The following is a 22,573-nucleotide window of genomic DNA, read 5'->3' as shown; positions in this document are numbered from 1 at the left end:
TCATGTCTGCCTCCCCATGCTGACGGCGCCCCATGTCCATCGAGACTGATCTCGCTTCGTTGATCCCGCATGCCGGCCGCATGTGTCTGCTCGATGCGGTGCTGGCCTGGGATGCGACGACGCTCCACGCGCGCAGCAGCAGTCACGCGCTGCCGGACCATCCGCTGCGCACCGCGGCCGGGCTGCATGCGGTGCACCTGGCCGAATACGGGGCACAGGCGATGGCGGTACACGGCGCATTGCGCGATCGCGCACAAGGCATCACCGGCGTGAAGCCGGGTCGGCTGGTCAGCCTGCGCGACGTATTGCTCGCGGTGGAGTTCGTCGATCCGCTCGCCGGCAGCGTGGACGTGCATGCCGAGTGCCTGTACGCCGATGATGTCGGCGCCCAGTATGCGTTCCGGGTCGAGCAGGGTGGCCGGTTGCTGGCCAGCGGGCGCGCCGCCGTGATCCATCCGTCACAGCCGACGGCCGGCTGAATCCTTCGCGCGGCTGCTCAGGCCGCCGTGAACAGCACGGGACGATGGTCGGCCGTGGCCAGGTCGTCCATGCCCTCGCGCAACGTGTCGCCGGCGGAATTCGCGGCGCGCTCGACGATGGTGGTCGCCAGCGCCCTCAGCAGGGCGACGTTGTCGCGCAGGCGCGCGCGTACGCCACGGTCGTCCAGGACGTCGTGCAGGGTCGCGTTCATCGCGGCGAACCAGGGCAGTTCGCGCTGGTCGAGCATCGCGCGCGGATTGCGTCCGCGAGAGCACGCGTGCCAGCGACCGAAGAACGCCTGCATCCGCTCGTTCAGGGCGCGGGTCTGCTCCAGCTCCGGGCCCAGCTCGGCGAACAGCGCCGCGTCGGTCAGCCTCCGCTGGAATACCAGCTGGCACAGCACGCCCCAGTAATAGGCATAGTCCCAGATCACCTTGATCGGCAGCACCTCGGCGTCGCCGAGCAGCGGGTATTGCCCCCGGTAAAGCGCCAGGGTCGAGTCGTAGAAGGACTGGAACAGCCGCTCGTACAGCCGCACGCGCGGTGCCAGCAGCTCGCCCGCGCGGTCCTGCCGCACCAGTTCGGTGATGTAGGTGTTGGCGATGGCGATGAAGTCGGTGCCGGGCGAATAGAACGGATCGAGGAACGCGCCGGCCTCGCCGGTGAGCGCCCAGCGGTCGGTGCTGAACATGCGCGCACAGCCGTAGGAGTAGTCGCGGAAGAAGGCGAAGTCCATCAGCCTGTCCTGTCGCGCAGCCACTTCCCGTGCCAGCGCGGGCTGGTGCCTGGCCAGCCAGTCCAGCGCGCGCGGAAAGCGGTTGATCGATTCGACCGGATGCATCGCGGCATCGACCACGATGCCGACCGAGTGCGCACCGCAGGCCAGCGGAATCAGCCAGCACCAGTAGCCCGGTCCGCACAGGTGATTGGTCGATCGCCAGCGCTCGCGCGGGGTGCAGCGGGCGCTCCATTCGGCGTCATCGCTCCATTGGTCGATGGCGATGCGGTCGTCGAGGCGGAACCACGCGGCATGGGCGTGGTGGCCGTTGTCGCGGGTCAGGTCGAGCTGGCGGCGCAGCAGGCCGGCACGGCCAGAAGCATCGAGCAGCCAGCGTGCCTGCACCCACGGTTCGCCGTCACCGGTGCAGTGCACGCGGTGTGGCGCATCGCCCTGACCAAGTTCGATCGATCGCACGCCGACGCCGTCGCGAAACGCGATGCCGCGGCGGCGCGCCTCCTCGCCGAGCAGGTTCTCGAAGATGCCGCGATCGATCTGGTAGCTCGGCGTGGGCAGCACCTCGCGCACGCCCAGTTCGGTAACGGCGTCCAGATCGTCCCGTCCATGCGAGAAAAAGAAGCGGAAGCCGAACTTGCGCAGGTGGGACCGCTCGAGATGGTCGCGCAGACCCAGTGTCTCGGCGAGATAGTGGGCGCCGATCTCCACGGTCGATTCACCGACCTTGTATGCTGCGGCGGGCACCGGATGCCCGCGGCGCTCGAGTACGACCACGTCCAGGTCGGGGCAGGCGTCCCGCAGCTGCAGTGCCAGGCACAGCCCGGCCAGCCCCCCACCCAGAATCACCACGTCGTGCGTCGTGCCGTCCATGCCCGTTCCATCCGTTGCGATGTCCCGATTGTGCACGGCGTGCGCAGACCACGGGTTCAGTGCGTGTAAACCTACAGGTCGTCGAGCACCCGCGGTGGGCGTTCGCGCGAGCAGCGGTAGCTCGCCACGATGTGGCCATAGTGGATCACCCGCCCGATGGTGTAGGCAGTGATGCGGGTGACGTCGCGCACCGGCTTGAAGTGACTGCGCCGGAAGCCGCCCTGGTAGCGCGAGGCGATCGGCACCGATACGACGCCCAGTCCCCGTTCGCGGCAGGCCGCGATCAGCAGCGCGGCTTCGAGCACGAAGTGCTCGGCGGGCACTCCGGCCAGTGTCAGTGCCTCAGGCGGATACCAGCGTTGGCCGCTCTGGGTATCGGCGATCGGCTGCGCGCACGCCCATGAGATACCCCAGTCGGCTACCGCGTTGGCGCGGCGTCGGCCCCTCGGTTGCTGCGCGCGGTCCAGCAGGCGTGCGCCGATCACGATGTGGCGCGGAAATCGCTCGGCCGCCGCGAGCATCCGTGGGATGTCGGCGGCCAGGTGCTGGCCGTCGCCATCCATGCTCAGCACTGCTTCGTACTCCTGGCGCATGGCTTCGCGGAAGCCACTGCGCAGCGCCTCGCCCTTGCCCCGGCGCTCGTCATGCCGGATCAGCGTGACCGGCAGGTGGCCGACAATCTCGGGTGTGCGGTCGTCCGAACCGTCGTCGATCACGATCACCGGCGCACCAAGTGCCAGCACCGAGCGCACCACCGCCTCGATCGCCCTCTCCTCGTTGAGGCAGGGGATCAGCACGCACCAGCGCGGCAGGTTCAAGCGGGGTACTCCAGGTCCATTCGCAGTCCCAGCTCGGCGGCGGCCGCTGCCATCGCCACCGGCTCGCGGCGCACCAGCGGTACCAGCAGGCGCAGGGCCTCGGCGGCGGGGTTGCCGGCCAGCCAGTCGGGCAACGGCTCCGGCCACAAAGGTGGAGTCGAAGGATCGGGCGTCAGCGTCAACCCGAGTGTCGCCAGGGCCTGCGAACCGGGCGGCGGGGCCAGCACCAGCGCCGCGCCGAAGGCCAGGGTGTAACCGGTCACTTCGCCCAGTGGGCCGCTCGAAGCCACGTCGCTGCACACCAGCAGCACCGGCCGGCGCTCGGCGGCGACCAGGCTGGCCGCTTCCAGCAGGCCGGCTCCAAAGCTCTGCCGATGCGCGCAGACCGCGTTGGAGGCGGCGTGGCAACCGGTGGCGATGGTCCAGTACCCGACGGGCGCGTTGTGCACGGAATTGTGGAATTTCGTCGGCGACAGCTCGGCCGGCGTGCTCGCCAGCGTGGCGCACAGGTAGTCGGTGATGCCCTGATCGCCGTGGCTCGAAGTAAATACGCAGGCCAGTTCGGCGGCGTCCCGGCCGCTCATCGCCAGCGCCTGTCCGGCGACCTCGGTGGCCAGCAGGACGCTTTCCGGAGCGCGCCGCCGCTCGTTGGCCGGCAGCACGGCCGCGGGCGGCCGGGCGCCGGACGAGGGTGCCGCGGATCCAGCGAGCCATCGGCGCAGATCGTCGAGGCCGGTCGCCTGCGGCGCCCACAGGCCGATCCCCTCGATCGCGACGTGCAGGGTGCTCATGCCGTTGCTTCGCTCCGTGCGAACACCAGGCAGGCATTGTTGCCGCCGAACCCGAACGAGTTGCTCATCACGACCCGCAGCTCGCGTTGCTCGGTCAGCCAGGCGAACGACGGGCCGCAGGCCGGATCGGGCGTGCGGGTGCCGAAATTGCCGGGTACGACGCCGTCGCGCAGGGCCAGCAGGGCGATCACGGCCTCGAGGATACCGGCCGCCCCCAGGGTGTGCCCGGTCAGCCCCTTGGTCGAGCTGGCGCGGGTGCGCGGGGCGAACGTACGGCCGACCAGCGCCGCTTCGACCTCGTCGTTCTTAAGGCTGGCGGTGCCGTGCAGGTTGATGTAGTCGACCTGGCCCGCGGCGAGTCCGGCGCGGGCCAGTGCATCGCGAAGCGCCAGCTCGGCGCCGAGGCCCTCCGGGTGCGGCGTGGACATATGGTGGGCATCGGTGGCCTCGCCGTATCCGAGCAGACGGGGCGCGGTCGGTGCGGCGTCTGCACGCTCCAGCAGCGCGAATCCTGCTGCCTCGCCAATGGAGATGCCGCGGCGTGCGGCATCGAACGGCCGGCATGGTTCAGGCGACACCAGCTCCAACGCGTTGAAACCGAACAGCACGCTGTCGCACAGCGTGTCCACGCCGCCGACCACGGCCGCATCGACGAGCCCCAGCCGGATCAGGCGCTCGGCACTGGCGAACACCTTGGCGCTGGACGAGCAGGCGGTGGACACGGTGAGGCAGGGGCCACGCAAGCCGAGCGCGTCGGCCACGAAGGCGACCAGCGAGTGCGGCGCGTGGATGTCGGGGCGACGCAGATCGGCCGGCAGCCGGCCATCGGCGTCAAGTCGGCGATAGCCTTCCTCGGTGGCGCCGATGCTGGACGTGGAGGTGCCGAGTATCAACGCGACGCGGTGGGCGCCGTAGCGCTCGCAGGCGGATCCGACGCGTTGAACGAAGTCGTCCTGGCGCAACCCGAGCCAGGCCAGTCGGTTGTTGCGACACTCCCACCCGACCAGATGCGCGGGTAGCGGCATGTCCTCCACGCCTTCGACCCGGCCGATCCAGCAGGGCAGGGGGGCGCTGGAGATGTCGTTCGGACGCAACCCGCCTGCGCCGAGCGCCAGCGCACGGGCATGTGCGGTAAGACCGTGGCCGAGGGCCGAGGCGGCGGTGTAGGCCGAGACGGCAAGGGGGGCGATCCGGTCGGGCATCCCGGAAGCCTAGCGGCGCCCTCGGGACTTGCCTAGCCGCGCGGAAGGGGCTGCCGGATTGCCCGGGCAGGCCGGACCGCGCACACTTCGGCGCTCCCGGTCCCGGATTGCCTGCGTGCCTCCAGTGCCCTCCCTGATCCGTTCGCGCCGTTATCTGTCCGATCGCGACGTCTGGCACGCCGCCGTCGTCAGTGTGGTCGCACTGCTGCTCAGCGGCGGGCTGGTCTTCGTCGGTTACCTGGCCCACGTCTGGTGTGTCGCCAGGCGCAGCCCGCGCCAGGCCTCACGGCCGATGGTGGTGCTGGTGTTCGGTCAGCGACTGGATCAGGGCGAGCCAGGCGAGGACTTCCGTCAGCGTTTGGCGGCTGCGCTGGAGCTGGCGCGCTCGGCGCGCGCCGAACGCCTGCTGCTGCTTGGCGGGTTCAGCGGCGGCCCGGTGAGCGAGGCGGATGCCGGCCATCGCTGGCTGCTTCTTCACGGGCTGCCACCGGACATACCGGTGCAACTGGAGCACGACTCGACCGACTCGCTGGAAAACCTTCGTCATGCGCGGCTGTTGCTGAGTGCGGGTGACCCTGCGCGCCCGTTGCCGCCGGTGGCCTTGCTGACCAGTCGATACCACCTGGCGCGTTGCCGGTGGCTGGCGCATCGGCTCGGTTTCGATGGCCAGCCGGTGGCCGCCGAGCCCCGGCTGCGACTCACGCCCCGACTGCTGCGCCTGCTGGTGCTGGAGTCGGCCTACCTGATGTGGATCGATCTGGGCATGCGCTGGGCCGGTCTGGTGGGACACGGGCGGATGGCCGCACGCATCGGTTGATCCGGGCAGGCTTGCTAAGCTTCGTTGCTTTGCCGGCAAAGGTGACCCAGCGATGAGCGAACAGGCCGAACGCGCCGAAGCTTTCCTGCGCGAACTGCAGGACCGGATCTGCGCCGCGGTGGAGACTGCCGACGGCGGTGCACGTTTTGTCGAGGACGCCTGGACCCGCGAGGGCGGTGGCGGCGGGCGCACCCGCGTGCTGCGCGACGGCGCGGTATTCGAGCAGGCCGGGGTGAACTTCTCCCGCGTGCATGGCGACCGCCTGCCGCCCAGCGCCACCGCGCACCGGCCCGAACTGGCCGGTGGCAGCTTCGTCGCCGCCGGCGTATCGCTGGTGCTGCACCCGAAGAATCCGTATGTGCCGACCACCCACGCCAACGTGCGCTACTTCGAGGCCAGCAAACCTGGCGTGGAGCCGGTGTGGTGGTTCGGCGGCGGCTTCGACCTGACCCCGTTCTACCCGTTCGACGAGGACGTGGCGCACTGGCACACCGTGGCGCGCGACCTGTGTACGCCGTTCGGCGGGGACGTCTATCCCCGCTACAAGCGCTGGTGCGACGAGTACTTCTTCCTCAAACACCGCGGCGAGACACGCGGCGTCGGCGGGCTGTTCTACGACGATCTGAACGAGGGCGGTTTCGAGCACTGCTTCGACTTCACCCGGGCGGTCGGCCAGGGTTTCCTCGACGCCTACCTGCCGATCGTGGCGCGGCGTCGCCACACGCCCTACGGCGAGCGCGAGCGGCAGTTCCAGCTGTACCGGCGCGGACGCTACGTGGAATTCAACCTGGTCTACGACCGCGGCACCCTGTTCGGGCTGCAGTCGGGCGGGCGCACCGAGTCGATCCTGATGAGCCTGCCGCCGCAGGTGCGCTTCGAGTACGCCTACCAGCCCGAGGCGGGCAGCGCCGAGGCGCGGCTGGCGGACTACCTGAAGCCGCGCGACTGGCTGTAGGAGCGCACCCTGTGCGCGAATGCTCCTGATCACGTGACGAAGAGCGTCGCGCACGGGGTGCGCTCCTACGGGTGGCTACGGCGTGTCGCCGTGGAACGTGACCGGCGTGGCGCCCTTCACCGGGCCGATCTGCGCGCTGTCGCTGACCTGCAGCACGACGTCGCGCCGGAATTCCAGGGTGCCCTGCACCACCGCGTGCGGGCCGATCACGACGTGGGGCGGGCGATGGTTGTTCCAGTGGAACCAGCCGCCGGGCTTGTCGACCAGGATGCCGCCCTCGACGCGCGAATCGGCACCGACGGTGATGTCGCCGCTGACCGTGCCCAGGCCGCCGGCGACGTGGGCGTCGTCCAGCGAGATCGCACCGTTGACGTTGGACACCCGTCCGCCGACGTCGGCGTCCTTGGCCAGCCGGATGGCACCGTTGACCGCCTCGACCTTGCCGCTGACGCGTGCGCCCGCGCCAAGTGTGACGGCACCGTTGACCGTGCCGACCTCGCTGGCCTGCGCTTTGTCGCCAAGCTCCACCGAGCCATTGACCGTGCTGGCCTTGCGCACGGAGGCGCCGTCCTCAACGTGCACCGAGCCGTTGACGGTGCTTGCGTCACCGACCTGCTGGCCGGCCTCCACGTGGACGCTGCCATTGACCTTGTCGATGCTGTCCTGGGCGCTCGCGGCCAGTGGCACGGCGAGGGCAAAAGCGAGGGCGAGTGCAGTGCGGCGCATGGGGTTCTCCTTGGCTGGAAGGGCGGGCGGCACGTGGCGTGCGCTGCCGTGGGTCGATCCCCGTTTCTGATGCCTGCGGCGCCCGGTCGGTTTACGTGACCTTCGGCATGGGCCGGATTTGACGGGTGCGGCCGGGCGCTTCACCATTTCGGTTTTCCGCCGACCGCCAATCCACCATGCACAAGCTCGTCCTGATCCGTCACGGCCAGTCCCAGTGGAACCTCGACAACCGCTTCAGCGGCTGGGCCGATGTCGACCTGACCGCCCAGGGCGTGGCCGAGGCGCGCGAAGCCGGCGCGCTTCTAAAAGAGGCCGGTTACCGCTTCGACGTGGCGCACACCTCGGTGCTCAAGCGTGCCGTGCGCACCCTGTGGGGTGTGCAGGAGTCGCTGGACCAGATGTGGATCCCGGTGGTCACCGACTGGCGCCTCAACGAGCGCCACTACGGCGCGCTGACCGGCCTGAACAAGGCCGAGACCGCCGCGAAGTACGGCGAGGACCAGGTGAAGATCTGGCGGCGCAGCTACGACATGCCGCCGCCGGCGCTGGAGCGCGCCGACAACGAGGCGCTCTCCGACCCGCGCTATGCCGGGCTCGATCCGAAGCTGATTCCCGACACCGAATGCCTGAAGGACACCGTCGCCCGCGTGCTGCCGTACTGGCATGAAGTGCTGGCGCCGGCGATCCGCAGCGGCCAGCGCGTGCTGGTGGTGGCGCATGGCAACTCCATGCGGGCCCTGGTGAAGTATCTCGATGGCATCTCCGACGACGAGATCGTCGAGGTCAACATTCCGAACGGGATTCCGCTGGTCTACGAGTTCGACGACGAACTGCGCCCCGTCCGCCACGAATATCTGGGTGACGCGGACGCGATCGCCGCCAAGATGGCCGCCGTGGCCAACCAGGGCAAGGCGAAGTAGGGGCTTGGCGAGTGACGGATGTCACCCGCATCGGCTGCCAGTCGCCTGTCGCGGCGGGGGATGCGGTTCGCTAGTCTTGCCCCGTTACCGACACGGATGCCCGACATGACGCCGAACCTCGCTCCCGTTGCCATCATGGTCCCCGTACTGGGGTTCGCCGTCTGGCGCCGCGTTCGCAGCCAGTTCGGGCGTCAGCCGATCCGGCGGGGACGGATGATCGCGCGTATCGCCGTGTTTGCGGCGATCGGGGTGCTGGTGGGGCTCGGCGGACTGCTCAACCCGCGGCTGCTGGAAGGTCTGGCCGCAGGCGCGGTACTGGGCGCCATGCTGGGCATGCTGGGACTTCGCCTGACGCGTTTCGAGCGCAGCCCCGACGGCAGCGACGGCTACATTCCCAATCCGTGGATCGGTGGCCTGCTCACCGCGTTGCTGGTTGCCCGGCTGGCCTGGCGTTTCCTGGTGGTGATGCCGCAGATGGAGCATCTGCAGGCAGGTGCGGGGGCGCCGCCGCCGATCGGCAACAGCCCGCTGACCCTGCTGATGTTCGGTCTGCTGATCGGCTACTACATCACCTACTTCAGCGGCCTGCTGGTGCACCACCGTCGCTTCGAACAGGCCCAGGCGGCCGCCCGGGCTCCGTAGACGGTCCCTACAGCGCGTCGTTGTCCAGTTCGCCGGTACGGATGCGGATCACCTGGTCCAGCGGGCTGACGAAGATCTTGCCGTCGCCGATCTTGCCGGTACGCGCTGCGTTCTGGATCGCCTCGACCACGCGCTCGAGCTGCTCGTCGGCGACTGCCACCTCCAGCTTGATCTTGGGCAGGAAGTCGACCACGTACTCGGCCCCCCGGTAGAGCTCCGTGTGGCCCTTCTGCCGGCCGAATCCCTTTACCTCGGTCACCGTGATGCCGTGGACTCCTGCGTCGGCGAGTGCCTCGCGCACATCGTCGAGCTTGAAGGGCTTGATGACTGCGGAAACCAGCTTCATGAATGCTCCTGGATCTGAAGGCGCAGGCGACCTCGCCGCGCGGACCGGCATTTTGCGCTCTCCTTGGCACGGTGTCGCCCTCGATCGGACTGTGTAGGAAAATGCCTACAAACTCCGACGGAGCCCACCGATGGCACCCCCAAAGCACGTTTACATAGACTTCATTTCGACGAGTTCGAGGCGCCATCCATGATGGACAGGCAGGACATTGATCAACTTGCCCTGCGACTTGTTTCGTTGGTACCGCCAGGATTGGCGCAAGCGCATCAGGATCTGCGAACCAACTTCGGCGATGTCCTGGCGCACGGATTGCGCCGCCTTGATCTGGTCACCCGCGAAGAGTTCGATGTCCAGAGTCAGCTGCTGGCACGTGCCCGTGCCAAGGTTGAAGAGCTGGAGAGGCGCGTCGCCGATCTGGAGACGATAGCCGCTTCGCGCGGTTCCTGAAGCAGGAACGTCTCCCGGGAGCCGCCCCCGACCTGTCACCCTCACCCCGAGAACGGTCGGGGGCGGTTATTTACGCCCCAAAGGTCGGAGTGGTTTGCATGCGCACTTTTGGCGTCCTCCCTTCCTCTTCCTGCGCGTGCCCATGAGCCTGGCCGTCACCCTCAGCCGTGCCCAGGAAGGGGTGGCTGCGCCGCAGGTGATGGTCGAGGTGCATCTCTCCGGTGGCCTGCCGGGCACCAATATCGTTGGCCTCCCCGAAGCGGCCGTGCGAGAGGCGCGGGACCGTGTGCGGGTAGCCATCCAGAACACCGCATTCAGCTATCCGGACCGCAAGGTCACCGTCAACCTGGCGCCTGCCGAGCTGCCCAAGGACGGAGGCCGTTTCGACCTGGCGATCGCACTGGGCATTCTCGCCGCCGGCGGGCAGGTGCCGCGCGACAAGCTGGACGACTGCGAATTCCTCGGGGAGTTGGCGCTTTCGGGAGCGATTCGCGGGGTCTCGGGCGTGGTGCCCGCTCTGCTGCGGGCCCGCGCTCGCGGCCGGCGCATGGTGGTTCCCAGGGCCAATGCCGCCGAGGCAGCGCTTGTGCCGGATGTCGATGTGCTGGTGGCCGACAGCCTGGCCGAAGTCTGCGGCTGGCTGCATGACGCTTCGTCGCTGGCCCCGCCGCAGGCGGAGATGACCGACGATACCGGCCAGCCCGGCCGCGGCCCGGACATGAGTGACGTGCGCGGCCAGTTGCAGGCGCGCCGGGCCCTGGAGATCGCCGCCGTCGGCGGTCACCACCTGTTGCTGGTCGGGCCGCCCGGGACCGGCAAGACCATGCTGGCCGAGCGGCTGCCGGGCATCCTGCCGCCGCTGACCGAGGTCGAGGCGCTGGAAACCTGCGCCGTGCTCTCGGTAACCGGCCAGCCGGTGGATCCGTCGCAGTGGCGACGGCGGCCGTTCCGTGCGCCGCACCACACGGCCTCGGCGGTGGCACTGGTCGGCGGCGGCTCCTACCCGAGACCGGGCGAGATCTCGCTGGCCCACCATGGCGTCCTGTTTCTCGACGAGTTGCCGGAATTCAACCGGCACGTGCTCGATGTCCTGCGTGAGCCACTCGAGTCGGGCCAGATCATGATTTCCCGCGCTGCCCGGCAATCGAGCTTTCCGGCCCAGTTCCAGCTCGTGGCAGCGATGAATCCCTGCCCGTGCGGGTATGCGGGTGATCCGCGCCAGCGCTGCCACTGCACGCCGGACCAGATCCAGCGCTACCGCGGGAAAATCTCCGGGCCGCTGCTGGACCGCATCGATCTCAGCGTGGAGGTTCCGCGCGTGCCGCTGGCCGAATTGGGTGCACCGCCGGGCGAACACGACGAGGACTCGGCGACCGTCCGCCAGCGGGTGATTCGCGCCCGCGATCATGCCCTTCAGCGGGCCGGGCGTCCCAATGCCGATATCAGCACCCGCGAGCTCGAGCGCGATTGCGCGCTCGGGTCGGCCGAGCGGCGTTGGTTCGAGTCGGCGCTGGAGCGCCTGGGACTCTCGGCCCGGGCCTATCACCGCACCCTGCGGGTGGCGCGCACCATCGCGGACCTCGATGGCGGTGCCGGACTGCTGGACCGTGCCCACCTGGCCGAAGCCCTGCAATACCGGCGTTTCTAGGGGCCGTTCTCAATTCTTGAACTCGGGAGTATTGACTTCCCGTCGTGGCTGGCTATTATCTGCACCCGTCGGTTCGCAAATGTCCCGACCCCGCGCCCCGGCATCGGCCTCCCCCCCTCCCTCCGATGCCGGGGCCACTCTTCTTCCCCCTTCCCTGTTTCCGCGCTGGACGTCGCGCGGACTGCCGTGCTCCGATAGGGCGCCGGACGCGTACAGGAAGCAGGCATGACGATGGAACCCGGCCTCCTGCTGACCACCCTGCTCGGGGTCGGCTTTGCGGCCCAGTGGCTGGCTTGGAGGGTTCGACTGCCCGCCATCGTGTTCCTGCTGCTGGCCGGCATCGTGTTCGGACCGGTATTGCAGCTGGTGCATCCGGACCGCCTGCTCGGCCCCCTGCTGTTTCCGGTCGTGTCACTCGCAGTCGCGCTGATCCTGTTCGAGGGCAGCCTGAGCCTGCGTTTCGCCGAGTTGCGTGGGATCGGTGGCGCGGTGCGTGGACTGGTCAGCTACGGGGCCATCGCCGCCCTGCTGATGCTGGCGGCGGCAGCGCATCTGCTGGCAGGGTTGAGCTGGGATATTGCCCTGCTGTTTGGCGCATTGACCTGCGTGACCGGACCGACGGTGATCGCGCCGATGCTGCGCACGCTGCGCCCCAATGCCCGCATCGCCAGCACGCTGCGCTGGGAGGGCATCGTGATCGATCCGCTGGGTGCGCTGTTCGCGGTGCTGATCTACGAGGCGATCGTCTCGCGCGAGCAGGGCCACACCATCGGTGTGTTCCTGGGCACCATCGGCAGCGGCGTGGTCGCCGGTGCGGCGGCGGCGCTTGTGCTGGGCCAGCTCCTGCGCCGCCAGATGATCCCCGAATACCTGCAGAACTTCGGCACGCTGGCAGCCGTGCTGCTGACTTTCAGCCTGTCCAACGCCCTTGCGCATGAGTCGGGCCTGCTGGCGGTCACCATCATGGGGGTCGCGCTGGGCAACATGCGCAATCTGCACGTCGACGACATCCTCGACTTCAAGGAACACCTGACCACGCTGCTGGTGTCCAGCCTGTTCATCCTGCTGGCTGCTCGCCTGCCGTGGCCATTGCCGTCCGGCACGCTGATGGCGGGTATCGGCATCCTGCTGGTGTCGCAGGTGCTGATCCGTCCGCTGTCCGTGGTGATCGCGACGGCCGGTAGTTCGCTGGCCTGGCGGGAGCGTGCGCTGATCGCCTGGGTCGCGCCGCGCGGCATCGTTGCGGCGGCGGTCTCGGCGCTGTTCGCCCTCCGGTTGGATGCACTGGGCATGCACGGAGCGGACGTACTGGTGCCGCTGGTGTTCATCCTGATCATCGGCACCGTGGTACTCCAAGGTGCGACGGCGCGGCCGCTGGCGCGTTGGCTCGGCGTGGCTGAGCCCGAGCCGCGCGGCGTGCTGGTGTTCGGCGCCGACGAGGTACCGCGTGCAGTGGCCAAGGCCCTGCACGATGGAGGGATCCGCGTTGTGCTCGCCGATGACGACTGGGAGGGCATCCGCCGGGCGCGAATGGACGGTCTGGCCACGTTCTTCGGCAATCCGGCGTCCTCCCATGCCGACCGCCACCTCGATCTCACCGGCATCGGCCGACTGCTGGCGATGTCCACCCACCGCGAGCGCAACTCGCTCGCATGCCTGCACTACCGCGAGGAATTCGGCCGCGACCGGGTCTACCGGCTGCGCAACCTTGGCCCGGAGGAAACCACCGACCGTGCTGCGCTGGCCGACAGTCTGCTGGCGCCGCCGCTGTTCGAGGAGGCCATGACCCACGGCCGCTTCGCCGGGCTGCTGGCACAGGGCTGGCGGGTCAAGTCGACCCGGCTCACCGCCACCTTCGACTGGCCCCACTTCATCGAGCAGTACGGGTCGGCATCCATCCTGCTGTTCGGCATCGAGGAGAAGGGGGCGTTGCGGGTGGTCTCGACCAAGCGCCAGCTGGAGCCCCGGCCGGGCTGGACGGTGATTGCCCTGGTTCCGCCGGCCGCCGCCGCAGAAGCGTGAAAAAGAGCGCGGGCCGGCGGCCCGCGCTCTTTCAAAGCTCTCTGCCATCACGCCGCGTGGGTGAACTGTGCCTCCTCGGTCGAACCGGTCAGCGCGGTGGTCGAGGACTGGCCCTGCTGGATCGCCTGGGTCACCTGGTCGAAGTAGCCGGTGCCGACCTCGCGCTGGTGCTTCACCGCGGTGAAGCCACGCTCGGCGGCGGCGAATTCCTTCTCCTGCAGCTCGACGAAGGCGCTCATCTGGCGGCGGGCGTAGCCGTGGGCGAGATCGAACATGCCGTAGTTGAGGCTGTGGAAGCCGGCTAGCGTGATGAACTGGAACTTGTAGCCCATCGCGCCGAGTTCCTTCTGGAACTTCGCGATGGTCGCGTCGTCCAGGTTCTTCTTCCAGTTGAAGCTGGGCGAGCAGTTGTAGGCCAGCAGCTTGCCGGGGAATTTCGCGTGGATCGCCTCGGCGAACCTGCGCGCGTCATCCAGGTTCGGCTTGCTGGTCTCGCACCAGATCAGGTCGGCGTAGGGCGCGTAGGCGAGGCCACGGCTGATCGCCTGGTCCAGGCCCGGCTTGACCCGGAAGAAGCCTTCGACGGTGCGCTCGCCGGTGATGAACGGCCGGTCGTTCGGATCGATGTCGGAGGTGAGCAGGTCGGCGGCATCGGCGTCGGTGCGGGCGACGATCAGCGTCGGCACGCCCATCACGTCGGCGGCCAGGCGCGCGGCGTTGAGCTTGTCGACCGCCTCGCGGGTGGGCACCAGCACCTTGCCACCCATGTGGCCGCACTTCTTCACCGAAGCGAGCTGGTCCTCGAAGTGCACGCCCGCCGCGCCGGCCTCGATCATCGCCTTCATCAGCTCGAAGGCATTCAGCACGCCGCCAAAGCCGGCCTCGGCGTCAGCCACGATCGGCACCATCCAGTCGGTGCCGTCGTTGCCTTCGGCGTGATGCAGCTGGTCGGCGCGCAACAGGGTGTTGTTGATCCGCTTGACCACCTGCGGCACCGAGTTGGCCGGGTACAGCGACTGGTCCGGATACATTTCGCCGGCAAGGTTGGCGTCGGCGGCAACCTGCCAGCCGGACAGGTAGATCGCCTGCAGGCCAGCCTTGACCTGCTGCATCGCCTGGTTGCCGGTGAGCGCGCCCAGCGCGTTGACGAAATCCTCGCTGTGCAGCGACTTCCACAGGCGCTCGGCGCCACGCTTGGCCAGCGTGTGCTCGATACCGACCGTGCCGCGCAGGCGGGCCACGTCCTCGGCGCTGTAGTTGCGCTGGATGCCGCTCCAGCGGGGGTTGTTGCTCCAGTCGAGCTTGATCTGATCGGCGGTGGGCAGGGTGTTCTTCATGATGGACTCCGGGTAGCTGATACGTGCGTTGGTGCGTCGATCAGAGCTGTTCGTACGCGGGCAGGGTCAGGAAGTCGGCGAGCTGGTCGTCATGGGTCAGTGCCGACAGCAGGGCGGCGGCGGCATCGGCCTTCGCGGCACCCGGGTCGCTGCTTCCGCGCAGCCGGTGCGCGTGCTTGGCCAGCACCTGGTCGAACAGGGCGAAGTCGATCGGCGCGTGATCGGTGAACTCGACCCCGCCGTGGTGCAGCCACTGCCACAGCTGCGCGCGGGCGATCTCGGCGGTGGCGGCGTCCTCCATCAGGTGGTGGATCGGCACGCAGCCCAGGCCATCGAGCCAGGCCGCGGTGTAGCGCAGGGCCACCTCGACGTTGTTGTCGAAACCCTCGCGGCTGATCGAGCCGGCACAGGGTGCGAGCAACTGTTCGCGGCTGACGCAGACGTCCTCGCGCAGCCGGTCGAGCTGGTTCGGCGTGGGCATGTGCTCGTCGAAGATCGCCTTCGCCACCGGCACCAGCGCCGGGTGCGCGACCCAGGTGCCGTCGTGACCGGCGGTCACCTCGCGCAGCTTGTCGGCGCGCACCTTGGCCATCGCCGCCTCGTTGGCGGCTTCGTCGCCCTTGATCGGGATCTGCGCGGCCATGCCGCCCATCGCGAAGGCGCCACGGCGATGGCAGGTCTGGATCAGCAGCTCGGAGTAGGCCTTCAGGAACGGCACCGTCATCTGCACCTGGCCGCGCTCGGGCAGCAGGCGGTCGCGGTGCCCGCGCAGGGTCTTCAGGTAGGAGAAGATGTAGTCCCAGCGGCCGCAGTTCAGGCCGACCACGCGATGGCGCAGCGCATGCAGGATCTCGTGCATCTGGAACACCGCCGGCAGCGTCTCGATCAGCACCGTGGCCTTCATGCAGCCGGCCGGCAGGTCGAGCTCGGCCTCGGCCAGCGCCATCACCTCGTCCCACAGCGCGGCTTCCTCCATCGCCTCGAGCTTGGGCAGGTAGAAGTACGGACCACGCTGCATCGCGTGCAGCAGGTGGGCGTTGTGGTAGGCGAACAGGCCGAAGTCGACCAGGGCTCCGGCCATGGTCTGACCGTCGACGGTGACGTGTCGCTCGGGCAGGTGCCAGCCGCGCGGACGGACCACCAGCACGGCGGTCTGCTCGGCCAGCCGGTAGCGCTTGCCCTCGGGCGAGGTGTGCTCGATGGTGCCAGCCACCGCATCGCGCAGGTTGATCTGGCCATCGAGCTGGTTGCGGAAGCTCGGCGCCGAGGAATCCTCGAAGTCGGCCATGAATACCTTCGCGCCGGAGTTCAGCGCGTTGATGATCATCTTGCGTTCGACCGGCCCGGTGATCTCGACCCGACGGTCCAGCAGCGCTTCGGGAATCGGCGCCACGCGCCAGTCGCCCTCGCGGATGGCGCGTGTGTCGCTGCGGAAGTTCGGCAGGCAGCCGGCGTCATAGCGGGCCTGGCGCTCATGCCGCGCCTTCAGCAATTGCTGTCGGCGGGCCTCCGCCGCATGGTGCAGCCGGGCGAGGAAAGCCAGCGCGTCCGGCGTGAGGATGTCCTCATAGCCGGTGGTGTCGGCGTGGATCTGCGCCTGGATCGGCTGCAGGCGTTCCTGGGGTACGGCCATGGGATTGCGCTCCGCCTTGGGTGGGGCGTCAAACTAGGCCTCGATCGATAGCTTTGACAAAGCAAATGTTTCAATTTTTGTCTTTGACAAAATTGATGACATATGCAAATTACTGATTCCATGAGAAGAAAATCACCCGAATCGACTCCGCCGGCAACCAAAAAACGTGCTGCAAGTGCAAAAAACCGCTCCGGGCGTTTGAGCGGCGATGCCGACGCGGCCAGCCGCTTCTACTACAAGGGCAACCGCCACAAGCAGCTGCGCGCCTTCGTGGCGACGGTGAAGCTGGGCACCCTGACCCGCGCCGCCGAGGCGCTTTACCTGTCTCAGCCGTCGGTGAGCCTGCAGCTGCAGGCGCTGGAGCGGGAGCTGGGCGTGACCCTGATGGAACGCAGCCGTCGCCGCATCAACCTCACCGATGCCGGCGAAGCGCTTTACGAGCTGGCCCGGCCGCTGGTGGAGGGCTGGGAAAACCTCGACCGCGATTTCCAGGCCAAGGTGAAGGGCCTGCAGGCCGGCAAGCTGGTAATCGCCGCGGGCACCTCGACCATCCAGTACCTGCTGCCTGACCTGGTCCGCCGCTACCGCGAGCGGTTCCCCGCCGTGCAGCTGCAGCTGGCCAATGTCACCGGCAAGGATGGCATGGCGATGCTGCGCGAGGACAAGGCCGACTTCGCCGTCGGCTCGATGCTCGACGTACCCAACGACATTGCCTGGGCGCCGGTCTACCACTACGACCCGATGTTGATCACGCCGCTGGACCACCCGCTGGCGTCCAAGGCGGAGGTTACCGTGGAGGATCTGTCGCCCTACGGCCTGATCCTGCCGCCGCAGCGCCTGTCCACCTACCGGCTGGTCGACCTGGTGTTCCAGCAGCGGCAGGTGCCGTACCACGTGGCGATCGAGGTGGGCGGTTGGGACGTCATCAAGGAGTACGTGGCGATGGGCATGGGCATCTCCATCGTCACCGGCATCTGCATCACCGAGGCCGACCGCCAGCGGCTGGCGGTGCGCAACATGAAGCAGTTCTTCCCGCAGCGCGCCTACGGCGTGGTGATGCGCAAGGGCAAGTTCCTGGGCGCCGAGGCTCGCGCCTTCATCGACCTGATCCGCCCGGGCCTGCTGACTTACCGCGACTACGACGAGTCGGGGCATTCCGAGCGCTAGCTGGCTGGCGACTCAACCCCGCCGCTGCAGCGCCAGGCGCAGCCCGAACCCGAGCAGCACGCCGCCGCACACGCGGTCCATCCACGTGCCGATACGCGGCCTCTGCAGCAGCAGGCGGTGTATGCGGCTGCCCATCATGGCCAGCACCAGTGTCCACGTGAGGCCGGTAGCGATGAAGCTCAGTCCCAGCAGCAACAGGCCCAGCTGCGGACGAGTGGCATGCGGGGCGATGAACTGTGGCAGGAAGGCCAGGTAGAACAACGCCACCTTGGGGTTCAGCACGTTGGTGAGCATGCCTTGCCGGAAGGCCGCGACGAAGCCACGGCCGCGCGTTTCGGTGGGCGAGCGCACCGTTTGCCGCGCGAGCAGCATGCGCAGGCCGATCCACACCAGGTAGGCGGCGCCCAGATACTTCAGGGCCGAGAACGCCACCGCCGAAGTCATCAGGATCGCCGACAGCCCCAGCACGGCGGCCAGCGTGTGGACCACGCAGCCGGCGTTGATGCCCAGTGCGGCGCCCAGGCCGACCGCGTGCCCTTCGCGCCCGCTGCGCGCGAGGATGTAGAAGGTGTCCAGTCCCGGCGTGAGGTTCAGCGCGATGCACGCGAGCAGGAAAGCGCTGTAATGCTGGATGTCGGCCACGGGCTCAGTCCACGTCGTGATGTTTTCCGCGGTAACCCTTGAACAGCGCGCGGATGCGGATCATCGCGTCCTCGTCGCGCTCGTCCGCACCGAGCGTCACCGGCGCGCCCAGGGTGAAGGTGCGACTGGGATAGTCGATGAACACCGGCAGGATCGGCACGTCGGCCGCGCGGGCGATGCGCAGGAAGCCGCTTTTCCACTGCGCGACCTTCTTGCGCGTGCCCTCGGGGGTGATGCCCAGCCACATGCGCTCGAGCCGGGCGAAGCGCTGCGCCATCTGGCCGACCACGTCGGTCGCCGAACCGCGGTCGATCGGGATCAGGCCGAGCGGGCGCAGGATGATGCCCAGCGGACTGTCCAGCACCTCGCGCTTGATCATGATCGAGATGTCGATACCCAGCCCGACCTTCATCAGCAGACCCCACACGCCGTCCCAGTTGGTCGAGTGCGGGGCACCGATCACGATCGCCTTCGGGATGTCCGGAAACTCGCCGCGCAGGCGCCAGCCGGAGAGACGCAACAGGCCGCGGCAGAGCCAGGGCCAGAAACGATTGCGTATGCGCGGGACATGGGGCGGCAACGACGGAACGACCGGGCTCACTCGAAACTCCCCGGCTTGCCGCGTCCCTGCTTGATCCGGCTGCGCTGCGCCTTGCCGGCGAGCCGCCGTTCCTTGGAGGCACGTGAGGGCTTGGTCGCCAGCCGCTTCTTTGGTGCGGCCAGGCAGCCGCGGATGATCTCGGCCAGCCGTTCGCGGGCATCGTCGCGGTTGCGCGCCTGGTCGCGGAAGCGCCGGGCCTGGATCACCAGGACGCCGTCGTCGGTGAGACGGCGGTCGCGCCGGGCGAGCAGGCGTTCGCGTACCGCCTCCGGCAGCGAAGGCGAGCGGGCGACGTCGAAGCGCAGCTCCACTGCGCTCTCGGTGCGGTTGACGTGCTGCCCGCCGGGGCCATCGGCGCGCAGGAAGCGCTCGACGAGCTCCGACTCGGGCAGGGAGAGGGTTCTGCTGATGCTCAACATGGCGCGCAGTGTAGGCGACCGGAGGGCGCGGGCGTAGCCGCGCTGCCGCATGGCCGTCGCATCGCGTCGACGAGGAATCAGGCCCCTTCGATCGACCAGCCGAAGCGGTCCAGCAGCGCGGTCCAGGCCGCATCCAGCGGCGCCTCGATCACCAGCGGCGTGCCCTCGAGCGGATGCCGCAGCGTGATGCGGCGTGCGTGCAGCAGCATGCGATGGCAGCCGAAGTACTGCTTGTACAGCCGGTTGTGGTCGCTGCGCCCGTGCTGGCAGTCGCCGATGATCGGGTGGTGGATGTGCGCCATGTGCTTGCGGATCTGCCGGAAGCGGCCGGTCTCCGGCGCGCAGGCGACCAGCGCGTAGCGCTGCTGCGGATAGCGGCCCAGCGGGATCGGCACCTCGACCGTGGCCAGCCGCCGGTAGCGGGTGCGCGCCTCGCGGCGCGGCCCGGTGTCGCGCGAGCCGGGCAACGGGTAGTCGACCAGCCCCTCGGCGGGCTCGGGCCAGCCGCGCACCACGGCCAGATAGTCCTTGTGCACGTCACGGCCCATGAACTGCTCGCCGAGTGCGGCGGCCACCTCGCTGGATCGCGCGACCAGCAGCACGCCGCTGGTCGCGCGGTCGAGCCGGTGCGCCAGGTACACGGTGTCGCCGACCTGGGCGCGCAGCTCGTCGATCAGGAAGCTCTCGGCGTTGCCCACCATCTTCGAGCGGTGCACGGCCAGGCCCGCGGGCTTGTTCACCGCGATCAGGGCGTCGTCCTGGTGGAGTATCTCGATCATGCAATTCGCGTGTTGCGGTAGGAGCCCGCTGGCGGGCGGTGCTCTCGTCTTCGATGTGCATCAAAAGCAAAAGAGCATCGCTCGCGAGCGGGCTCCTGCGCGAAGGTCAGCGGCGGCGGGGCCAGGTGATGGCGAAGGCAATCAAACCGGCAACGCCCGCGGCCAGCGGCGGCCACATGCCATGCTGCGGCGCCAGCGTCCACACCAGGGTCGCCACGATCAGCAGGCTACCGCCGAGCAACGCGCCGCCCAACAGGCGCTGCTGGCGCCGGGCCACTTCTGCCTGCTGCAGCAGGGCGAGCGGATCACTGACGCTGCGCATCTCGCCGCGCGCCGCCTGCCTGAGCGCGTCGCGCACCAGCTCGGGCAGCTGCGGTGCCGCGTGGATCCATTCCGGCAGCCGTCTGCGCGCGTCCTTCAGCGTGCGGCGCAGGCTGTAGCGCTCGCGCAGGATGCGCTCGAGCACCGGATGCGCCACCGCCCAGATGTCGATGTCCGGGTCGAGCCGGCGACCCACACCCTCGATGTTGAGCAGGGTCTTCTGCAGCAGGATCAGCTGCGGCTGCAGGGTCAGCTGGAACTTCTGCGCGGTGCGGAACAGCTTCACCACCAGCTCGGCCAGCGAGATCTGGGCCAGCGGCCGGGTGAAGTACGGCTCGCACACCGTGCGCACCGCCGCGGTCAGCTCGTCGACACGGACCGAGGACGGCATCCAGCCGGCGTCGACGTGCAGCTGGGCGATGCGCTGGTAGTCGCGCTCGAACAGCGCGATGAAGTTCTGCGCCAGCCAGTACTGGTCGGCCTCCGGCAGCGAACCCATGATGCCGAAGTCCAGCGCGATGAAGCGCGGCTCGTCCTTGCGGGCGAGATCCACCCAGACGTTGCCAGGATGCGCGTCGGCATGGAAGAAGTTGTCGCGGAAGACCTGCTCGTAGAACACCCGCACGCCCTTGGCGGCGAGCGCCCGGCGGTCGATGCCGGCCGCGTCGATCGCGTCCACGTCGTCGCAGCTCACCCCGTACACGCGCTCCAGCGTGATCACCCGCTCGGTGGTGAAGTCCCACTCCACCGCCGGCACGTAGAGATCCACGCCGCTTTCGAAGTTGCGTCGCAGCAGGCTGGCGCTGGCGCCTTCGCGCTGCAGGTCCAGCTCGTTCTCCAGCATCTTCTCGACTTCGGCCACCACCTCCAGCGGGCGGATCTTGTCGGCGGCCGGATGCCAGCGGTCGGCCAGCTCGCCCAGCGAGCGGAGCAGGGCCACGTCGTTGGCAATGCGCTGCTCGATGCCCGGCCTGAGCACCTTCACCACGACCTCGCGGCCATCGTGCAGCGTGGCCGCGTGTACCTGGGCGATCGAAGCAGAGGCGAGCGCTGTCTCGTCGAAACGGGCGAACAGCGTGGTGACCGGCTGCCTGAGTTCACGCTCGACGATCGCACGCGCCTCGCTGCCGGGGAACGGCGGCACCTGGTCCTGCAGCAGGGCCAGCTCGTCGGCGATGTCGGCCGGCACCAGGTCGCGCCGGGTGGACAGCACCTGCCCGGCCTTGACGAAGATCGGCCCCAGCTCGGTCAGCGCGCCGCGCAGGCGTTCGCCACGCGACAGCGAGGCGACATCCGGGCGCGGCTTGCCGAAGAACGGCCGCACCAGCTTGAGCGGACGGAACAGGTGGGCGGTCTCGACGATCTCGTCCAGGCGCCAGGCGAGCAGCACGGAAGCGACCCGCATCAGGCGCGGCACCACGGTCAGCGACCTCATGCGCCGCGCCCCAGTCGCTGCTGCAGGCGGGCCAGCCGCGATTCCAGTCGTTCGGTGCGCTCGCGCAGCGTGTCCACGTCGTCGAGGAATCGGTCCACCTCGCCCGGCCCCATCACCAGGTTCGCCTCGTCGCGGACCCAGTCGGCGCCGTCCTCGGTGAGGTGGCTGGCGGTCTCCCTGGCGTGCGACAGGCCCTGGCGCACGGCCCGCGCGATCGGCACGCCGAGCACGTCGCCGAAGGTGCGCGCGAAGGCTTCCTCGAAATCCGGCGCGAACGCGCTGGCCAGTTTCTCCAGTCGTCGGGCCAGGTCGGCGTCGCCGGCGATCTCCACCTTGCCCGGTGCCACGCCATCGTCGCCCCGGCGCAGCAGCATGCCGAGCAGGCTGCCCGGCGTCGCTGCCACGCGCAGCTGGCTGTCCTCGGCCGGCGGCCCCACGCGCAGCTGGCCCTGCTCGACGGTCACCGCGAGTGCGAGCTCGGGGCCGCGCAGATGCAGTTGCACGCTGCGACCGTCCAGCGCGGCGAGCTTCTGCTGCGTGTCGGGGTCGAGCGAGAGCGTGTGGTTGAGCGCGGTTTCCAGCGCGCGCCCGGCGAGCTTGCGCAACGGCTGCGGCAGCCAGGCATTGGGAGTGGAGGCGGTCATCCGGCGATTGTAGCGGTCGCGACCCGAGCCCCGGCAGCCACGCGCGACAAAGCTTCCGCCGCCGAAACGGTAGGAGCCCGCTCGCGGGCGATGCCTTTGGCTTCGATGGGCATCAGGAGCAGGAGCATCGCCCGCGAGCGGGCTCCTACCCTTGGAGTGTGGATTTCGGGCGAGG

23 protein-coding genes are annotated in these 22,573 nt (G+C 68.9%); 9 read left to right on the top strand and 14 right to left on the bottom strand.

Annotation, left to right across the window (positions count from 1 at the left end; genetic code table 11):
* Window positions 1-32: 32 nt before the first annotated feature.
* Entirely contained in the window at window positions 33-479 is a 447-nt protein-coding gene (locus tag ATSB10_RS13180) for a hotdog family protein (RefSeq protein WP_063673237.1), read from the top strand.
* A 17-nt stretch (window positions 480-496) separates the two neighbouring features.
* Here ATSB10_RS13180 and ATSB10_RS13175 read toward each other — a convergent pair whose 3' ends face one another.
* From ATSB10_RS13175 to ATSB10_RS13160, 4 genes are all read right to left on the bottom strand, one after another.
* A complete protein-coding gene (locus ATSB10_RS13175; RefSeq protein WP_063673236.1) occupies window positions 497-2,086 on the bottom strand; it encodes an NAD(P)/FAD-dependent oxidoreductase in 1,590 nt (529 codons plus the stop codon).
* 71 nt (window positions 2,087-2,157) lie between these two features.
* Complete coding sequence (locus tag ATSB10_RS13170; RefSeq protein ID WP_063673235.1) at window positions 2,158-2,904, bottom strand: glycosyltransferase family 2 protein; 747 nt, start codon at window positions 2,902-2,904, stop codon at window positions 2,158-2,160.
* A complete protein-coding gene (locus ATSB10_RS13165; protein ID WP_063673234.1) occupies window positions 2,901-3,695 on the bottom strand; it encodes a beta-ketoacyl synthase chain length factor in 795 nt (264 codons plus the stop codon). Before ATSB10_RS13165 ends, ATSB10_RS13170 begins: the two co-directional genes overlap by 4 nt.
* A complete protein-coding gene (locus ATSB10_RS13160) occupies window positions 3,692-4,897 on the bottom strand; it encodes a beta-ketoacyl-[acyl-carrier-protein] synthase family protein (protein ID WP_205631052.1) in 1,206 nt (401 codons plus the stop codon). The genes ATSB10_RS13165 and ATSB10_RS13160 overlap by 4 nt, the downstream gene beginning before the upstream one ends.
* Window positions 4,898-5,012: 115 nt before the next feature.
* On the opposite strand from ATSB10_RS13160, the gene ATSB10_RS13155 reads away from it, so the two are divergent.
* Both ATSB10_RS13155 and hemF read left to right on the top strand, forming a co-directional pair.
* A complete protein-coding gene (locus ATSB10_RS13155; RefSeq protein WP_063673233.1) occupies window positions 5,013-5,714 on the top strand; it encodes a YdcF family protein in 702 nt (233 codons plus the stop codon).
* 52 nt (window positions 5,715-5,766) lie between these two features.
* The gene (gene hemF / locus ATSB10_RS13150) at window positions 5,767-6,669 is read left to right on the top strand and encodes an oxygen-dependent coproporphyrinogen oxidase (RefSeq protein WP_063673232.1); all 903 of its coding nucleotides are present in this window, start codon (window positions 5,767-5,769) and stop codon (window positions 6,667-6,669) included.
* Window positions 6,670-6,744: 75 nt separating this feature from the next.
* Here the strand turns inward: hemF and ATSB10_RS13145 are convergent, their stop codons facing one another.
* Complete coding sequence (locus tag ATSB10_RS13145) at window positions 6,745-7,395, bottom strand: DUF4097 family beta strand repeat-containing protein (protein WP_063673231.1); 651 nt, start codon at window positions 7,393-7,395, stop codon at window positions 6,745-6,747.
* A gap of 176 nt (window positions 7,396-7,571) precedes the next feature.
* Between ATSB10_RS13145 and gpmA the strand changes: the two genes are divergently transcribed.
* Complete coding sequence (gpmA, locus tag ATSB10_RS13140) at window positions 7,572-8,315, top strand: 2,3-diphosphoglycerate-dependent phosphoglycerate mutase (RefSeq protein ID WP_063673230.1); 744 nt, start codon at window positions 7,572-7,574, stop codon at window positions 8,313-8,315.
* 105 nt (window positions 8,316-8,420) lie between these two features.
* Entirely contained in the window at window positions 8,421-8,957 is a 537-nt protein-coding gene (locus ATSB10_RS13135; protein ID WP_063673229.1) for a CcdC protein domain-containing protein, read from the top strand.
* Window positions 8,958-8,964: 7 nt separating this feature from the next.
* Here the strand turns inward: ATSB10_RS13135 and glnK are convergent, their stop codons facing one another.
* The gene (gene glnK, locus ATSB10_RS13130) at window positions 8,965-9,303 is read right to left on the bottom strand and encodes a P-II family nitrogen regulator (RefSeq protein ID WP_063673228.1); all 339 of its coding nucleotides are present in this window, start codon (window positions 9,301-9,303) and stop codon (window positions 8,965-8,967) included.
* Window positions 9,304-9,492: 189 nt separating this feature from the next.
* On the opposite strand from glnK, the gene ATSB10_RS19005 reads away from it, so the two are divergent.
* The 3 genes from ATSB10_RS19005 (at window position 9,493) to ATSB10_RS13115 (ending at window position 13,420) form a co-directional block, all read left to right on the top strand.
* The gene (locus ATSB10_RS19005; protein WP_083966216.1) at window positions 9,493-9,750 is read left to right on the top strand and encodes an accessory factor UbiK family protein; all 258 of its coding nucleotides are present in this window, start codon (window positions 9,493-9,495) and stop codon (window positions 9,748-9,750) included.
* Window positions 9,751-9,892: 142 nt separating this feature from the next.
* Complete coding sequence (locus tag ATSB10_RS13120) at window positions 9,893-11,398, top strand: YifB family Mg chelatase-like AAA ATPase (protein WP_083966215.1); 1,506 nt, start codon at window positions 9,893-9,895, stop codon at window positions 11,396-11,398.
* 225 nt (window positions 11,399-11,623) lie between these two features.
* The gene (locus ATSB10_RS13115; protein ID WP_063673226.1) at window positions 11,624-13,420 is read left to right on the top strand and encodes a cation:proton antiporter; all 1,797 of its coding nucleotides are present in this window, start codon (window positions 11,624-11,626) and stop codon (window positions 13,418-13,420) included.
* A gap of 47 nt (window positions 13,421-13,467) precedes the next feature.
* Here the strand turns inward: ATSB10_RS13115 and aceA are convergent, their stop codons facing one another.
* Both aceA and aceB read right to left on the bottom strand, forming a co-directional pair.
* Window positions 13,468-14,757, bottom strand: a complete 1,290-nt coding sequence (gene aceA, locus ATSB10_RS13110; protein ID WP_063673225.1) for an isocitrate lyase — start codon at window positions 14,755-14,757, stop codon at window positions 13,468-13,470.
* A gap of 40 nt (window positions 14,758-14,797) precedes the next feature.
* Complete coding sequence (gene aceB, locus ATSB10_RS13105) at window positions 14,798-16,390, bottom strand: malate synthase A (protein ID WP_063673224.1); 1,593 nt, start codon at window positions 16,388-16,390, stop codon at window positions 14,798-14,800.
* Between the two features lie 198 nt (window positions 16,391-16,588).
* Between aceB and ATSB10_RS13100 the strand changes: the two genes are divergently transcribed.
* Window positions 16,589-17,557: a LysR family transcriptional regulator gene (locus tag ATSB10_RS13100; RefSeq protein ID WP_063673223.1), complete on the top strand. Its 969-nt coding sequence runs from the start codon at window positions 16,589-16,591 to the stop codon at window positions 17,555-17,557.
* Between the two features lie 12 nt (window positions 17,558-17,569).
* On the opposite strand, the gene ATSB10_RS13095 is transcribed toward ATSB10_RS13100, so the two are convergent.
* The 6 genes from ATSB10_RS13095 to ATSB10_RS13070 all read right to left on the bottom strand — a co-directional run bounded on the left by ATSB10_RS13095 (window position 17,570) and on the right by ATSB10_RS13070 (window position 22,398).
* On the bottom strand, window positions 17,570-18,199 hold the full coding sequence (locus ATSB10_RS13095; RefSeq protein WP_063673222.1) for a LysE family translocator: 630 nt from the start codon (window positions 18,197-18,199) through the stop codon (window positions 17,570-17,572).
* A gap of 4 nt (window positions 18,200-18,203) precedes the next feature.
* On the bottom strand, window positions 18,204-18,800 hold the full coding sequence (locus ATSB10_RS13090) for a 1-acyl-sn-glycerol-3-phosphate acyltransferase (protein ID WP_063673221.1): 597 nt from the start codon (window positions 18,798-18,800) through the stop codon (window positions 18,204-18,206).
* A complete protein-coding gene (arfB, locus tag ATSB10_RS13085; RefSeq protein WP_063674491.1) occupies window positions 18,797-19,219 on the bottom strand; it encodes an alternative ribosome rescue aminoacyl-tRNA hydrolase ArfB in 423 nt (140 codons plus the stop codon). Before arfB ends, ATSB10_RS13090 begins: the two co-directional genes overlap by 4 nt.
* Window positions 19,220-19,296: 77 nt before the next feature.
* On the bottom strand, window positions 19,297-19,998 hold the full coding sequence (locus ATSB10_RS13080; RefSeq protein ID WP_063673220.1) for a pseudouridine synthase: 702 nt from the start codon (window positions 19,996-19,998) through the stop codon (window positions 19,297-19,299).
* Between the two features lie 106 nt (window positions 19,999-20,104).
* Window positions 20,105-21,754: a ubiquinone biosynthesis regulatory protein kinase UbiB gene (gene ubiB / locus ATSB10_RS13075; protein WP_063673219.1), complete on the bottom strand. Its 1,650-nt coding sequence runs from the start codon at window positions 21,752-21,754 to the stop codon at window positions 20,105-20,107.
* Window positions 21,751-22,398: a ubiquinone biosynthesis accessory factor UbiJ gene (locus ATSB10_RS13070; protein ID WP_063673218.1), complete on the bottom strand. Its 648-nt coding sequence runs from the start codon at window positions 22,396-22,398 to the stop codon at window positions 21,751-21,753. Before ATSB10_RS13070 ends, ubiB begins: the two co-directional genes overlap by 4 nt.
* Window positions 22,399-22,573 lie beyond the last annotated feature (175 nt).

Source organism: Dyella thiooxydans (assembly GCF_001641285.1).
GTDB lineage: Bacteria > Pseudomonadota > Gammaproteobacteria > Xanthomonadales > Rhodanobacteraceae > Dyella_A > Dyella_A thiooxydans.
The sequence above is the reverse complement of the archived record's forward strand: the minus strand, read 5'-3'. Positions and strand labels throughout refer to the sequence as shown.